The sequence below is a fragment of the Cellulomonas sp. IC4_254 genome, assembly GCF_011603975.1.
In the GTDB taxonomy this organism is placed as follows: Bacteria; Actinomycetota; Actinomycetes; order Actinomycetales; family Cellulomonadaceae; genus Cellulomonas.
Genome location: NZ_JAANNB010000263.1, coordinates 1 through 3963, shown reverse-complemented (window position 1 = coordinate 3963; position 3963 = coordinate 1). Strand labels below are relative to the sequence as shown.

The 3963-nt window shown below is 79.3% G+C and carries 4 protein-coding genes; 2 read left to right on the top strand and 2 right to left on the bottom strand.

Features of this window, described 5'->3' with window-relative positions:
* Together G6556_RS17500 and G6556_RS17495 are read right to left on the bottom strand one after the other, a co-directional pair.
* The coding region (locus tag G6556_RS17500) for a four-carbon acid sugar kinase family protein (RefSeq protein ID WP_166944233.1) at positions 1–636 on the bottom strand (636 nt) is incomplete at its 3' end.
* Positions 633–1418: a DeoR/GlpR family DNA-binding transcription regulator gene (locus G6556_RS17495; RefSeq protein ID WP_166944231.1), complete on the bottom strand. Its 786-nt coding sequence runs from the start codon at positions 1416–1418 to the stop codon at positions 633–635. The genes G6556_RS17495 and G6556_RS17500, both read right to left, overlap by 4 nt.
* 76 nt (positions 1419–1494) lie before the next feature.
* Between G6556_RS17495 and G6556_RS17490 the strand changes: the two genes are divergently transcribed.
* Together G6556_RS17490 and G6556_RS17485 are read left to right on the top strand one after the other, a co-directional pair.
* Positions 1495–3075: an FGGY family carbohydrate kinase gene (locus tag G6556_RS17490; protein ID WP_346774974.1), complete on the top strand. Its 1581-nt coding sequence runs from the start codon at positions 1495–1497 to the stop codon at positions 3073–3075.
* Positions 3072–3956: a hypothetical protein gene (locus tag G6556_RS17485; protein WP_346774973.1), complete on the top strand. Its 885-nt coding sequence runs from the start codon at positions 3072–3074 to the stop codon at positions 3954–3956. Before G6556_RS17490 ends, G6556_RS17485 begins: the two co-directional genes overlap by 4 nt.
* The last annotated feature ends 7 nt before the right edge of the window (positions 3957–3963 follow it).

Here is a 3963-nt window from a genome sequence, read left to right as displayed (position 1 = left end):
CGCCAGCGCGTCGAGGTCCTCGTCGGTCAGCGCGTCCACGAGCACGTGCGCCGCCCCGCCGCCGAGCACGTCCGCCAGCGCCGCACCGGCGTCCGGCCCGCGCAGCGCACCCCACGGCAGCAGCCCCACGGCGCGCGGCGTCTGCCGCCCGAGCACCCGCACGAGGTCGGGGTCGGTCATCGGCGTGAGGGGGTGGTGCCGCAGCGACGACTCGGACAGCAGCCGGTCCCCGACGAACAGGTGCCCCTGGTACTGCGTCCGCCCGGCGCGCGGCGTCGCGGGCGTGCCGACCGACACCGCGTCCGCCCCGAGCAGGTCGAGCAGCGCGTCCGCGACCGGTCCGATCGTGCCCTCGTCGGTGGAGTCGAACGTCGAGCAGTACTTCTGGTAGACCGCCGCCGCGCCCCGGCCGAGCAGCCAGGACGCCGCGGCCACCGACTCGGCGACCGCCTGCGCCGCCGGCGCGGTGCGGGTGCGCAGCGCGACGACCGCGGCGTCGCAGGACGGGAGGTCGAGCCCAGGGTCCGGCACCCCGAGTACCACGACGGCCGACCCGCCGGCGTCCCGGACGGCGTCGGCCAGGTCGCACGCGCCGGTGACGTCGTCGGCGACGACCCCGAGCCGCGGTCCGGTCACGGCGCCGACCCGGTGTCCGCGACGAGGACCCGCTCGCACCGCTCGCGCAGCATCGCGAGCTGCTCGGGCGTCGCCTCGTCGTCGACGACGACGGCGTGCGCCTCCTCGAGCCCGAGGACCCGCATCGGGGCGCGCGCCGCGAGCTTGCGGTGGTCGAGCAGCAGGACGACCCGGTCGGCGATCGCGGCCATCGCCCGCTTGGTGTCGGCGTCCCACGGGTCGGCGGAGTAGACGCCCGCGGGTCCGGCGGCGGTGGCGGACAGCACGGCGACGTCGACGGCGAGGTCCGCGAGCCCGGCGCGGGTGGCGGGGCCGGCGAACGACCGGGTGGCGCGGTGGAAGGTGCCGCCGAGCGCGACCACCTCCAGGTCGTCCCGGCCGGTGCAGGCGGTGATCACGGGGACGGAGTGCGTGATGACGGTGAGCCCCTGCGGCAGCCGCCGGGCGAGGGTCGCGACGGTGGTGCCGGCGTCGAGCGCGACGACGCCGGCGTCGGCGAGCAGCGGCAGGGCGGCGCGGGCGATCGCGTCCTTCTCGCGGGCGGCCTCGGTGCGGCGCAGCTCGAACGGCGGTGCGGCGCTGCCGTCGACCAGGGAGGCGCCGCCGACCACGCGCCGCACCCGGCCCTCGGCGGCGAGCTGCCCGAGGTCGCGGCGGATGGTCATCTCCGAGACGCCGAGCTCGGCCGCGGCGGTGCTGGACGAGACGTAGCCGGACTCCTCGAGCCGGCGCAGCAGCTCGTCCCGGCGGCGGGGGGCGGCGGAGTAGCGCACGACCGCCATCCAACGGTCGCCCGCGGCGGATGTCAACGACCGCACAGTGTTGACCGATCTGTTCGACGACGCACAGACTGCTGCCGTGAGCCGCCTGCTCGGCCTCGGCATCGACGTCGGGACCACGAACACGAAGGTCGCGCTCGTCGCCGTGCCGAGGTCGGCCGCCGACGGGGCCGTCGCGCTGCTCGCGGTGGCGTCGGCGCCGACGCCGGAGCCCGCCGCCCTCGACGGGGTGCTGCGGGGCCTCACGGCGCGCGCGCTGACGACGGCCGCGCAGGCGGCCACCGGCATCGAGGGGCGTCCCGCGACCGACCTCGCGCCCCTCGCCGTCGGGGTCGCCTCGATGGCCGAGACCGGCGTCCCGCTCGACGCCGACGGCCGGCCTCTCGGGCCGTGGCTGCGCTGGGACGGGCAGCGGGCCGCGGCGGAGGCGACCGCGCTCGCCCACCGGCTCGGCGCCACCGCGCTGTTCGAGGCGACCGGCGTCCGCCCGAGCGCCAAGGTCCCGCTCGCGACGCTGGCCTGGCTCGCCGCTCACGACCCCGGCCGGCGCGCCGCGCTCGCCCGGTGGGCCGGGGTCGCGGACCTCGCCGCGCTGCACCTGACGGGCGACCTCGTCACGGACCACACCCTCGCGGGCCGCTCGATGGCGTACCGCCTGCCGCCGGTCGGCGCGGCGCTGCCGACCGCGTTCGACGCCGGGCTGCTCGCCGAGGTGGGCCTGCGCCCGGAGCACCTGCCGCGGGTCGCCGCGCCCGACGCCGTCGCGGGGGTCGTGCGGCCGGGACCGTGGGTCCAGGCGGGGCTGCGCGCCGGCACGCCGGTGGCCGTCGCCGGGCACGACCACGCCGTCGGCGCCTGGGCCGCGGGCGTGCGCGACCCCGGCAGCACGGCCGACTCGATCGGCACCGCCGAGGCGGTGTGCACCGTGCTCGCCGCCGACCCGGTGCGCGCCGACGTCGCCCGCGCCGGGATGAGCCTGGTCCGGACCGTGGCCGGCCGGCCCGCGCTGCTCGCCGGGTCGTCGAGCGCCGGGGCGATGGTGCGCTGGTGGCTCGAGCACGAGGCCGGCGGCCGCACGCCGGAGGACCTGTTCGCCGCCGTGGCGACGCTCCCGGACGAGGGCCGCCCCGACCGCGTCGCCGGGCCCGTCGTGCTGCCGTACGTCGCCGGCCGCCAGACCCCCGACCCCGACCCGGCCGCCCGGGTCCGCGTCGTCGGCGACCGCGCCGGGCACGACCAGGTGGCGCTCGCCGCCGCGATGGTGGACGGCCTCGCCCTGCAGGCCCGGTGGATGCTCGACGCGCAGCTCGCCCTGGGCGCCGCGGCGGACCCGTCGCTCCGCCCGGACCGGCTTGTCGTGCTCGGCGGGCCGGCGTCCCGGAACGCCGCGTGGATGCGCGCCAAGGCCGAGCTCAGCCCGGTGCCCGTGCGCCTCGTCGACTGCGCCGAGCCGGTCGCCACCGGGGCGGCGCTGCTCGCCCTGCACCGCGCCGGCCTGCTCGACCCGGACGACCCGCCGGTGCTGCCGGCCCTGCCCGGGCTGCCGGGCGGCGGGCCGCTGCCGGGCCCGCACCCCGACGCCGACGCGGCGCTGGCCCGGTTCGTCCGCGCCGCCCGCGACCCCGACTCGTCCGCACCGACCCCTGGAGGCCACCCGTGACCGCACCGACCCTCGACGCCATCGCCCGCCCGTCTGGCGCGCTCGCGATGGTCGCGATGGACCAGCGCGAGAGCCTGCGCCACATGTTCGACCAGGCCGGCGCCGGCCGCGTCGCCGACGAGCGCCTGGTCGCGTTCAAGCTCGACGTCGCCCGGGCGCTGAGCCCGCTGGCGTCCGGGTTCCTCATCGACCGCGAGTACGGCGTCGAGCGCGCGGCGCCGCTGCTGCCCGGCTCGTGCGGGCTGATCCTGGCCGCCGACGCGCTCGAGCAGGAGCCGGGCGGCCCGGTGGAGGAGACCGGGCTGGACGAGGTCGTCGTGGCCCCGGAGTCCGACCTGCACGGCGCCGTCGCGATCAAGCTCCTGGTCATCTGGCGGCGGGACGCGCGCCGCGAGCAGCGGGTCGCGCTCGCGCGCCGGTTCATCGAGGTCGCCGCCGCACGCGGAGTGCTGTCCGTGCTGGAGCCGGTGGTGCGGGCGACGCCCGAGGAGACCGCCGCGGGCACGTGGGACGCGGAGGCCGCGATCGCCGAGGCCGCCCGCGAGCTGTCCCCGCTCGGGCCGAGCCTCTACAAGGTGCAGGTGCCGCTGGGCGGCCGCGCGGCGCCCGCGGAGCTGGAGCGGGCGTGCGCCGCGCTCGGCGAGGCCATCACGGGTCCGTGGGTCGTGCTGTCGCAGGGCGTGGACCGCGAGGACTTCGCGGGCGCGGTGCGCGCGGCGTGCCGGGGCGGGGCGAGCGGGTTCCTGGCCGGGCGGGCGCTGTGGAGCGACGTCGTCGGCCGGCCGGACGTGCCCGCCGCGCTCGCCGAGGTGTCGGTGCCGCGGCTGGAGCGGCTGGTCGAGCTGGTCGACGCGGAGGCCCGGCCGTGGACCGCCGCGTGACCGGCGC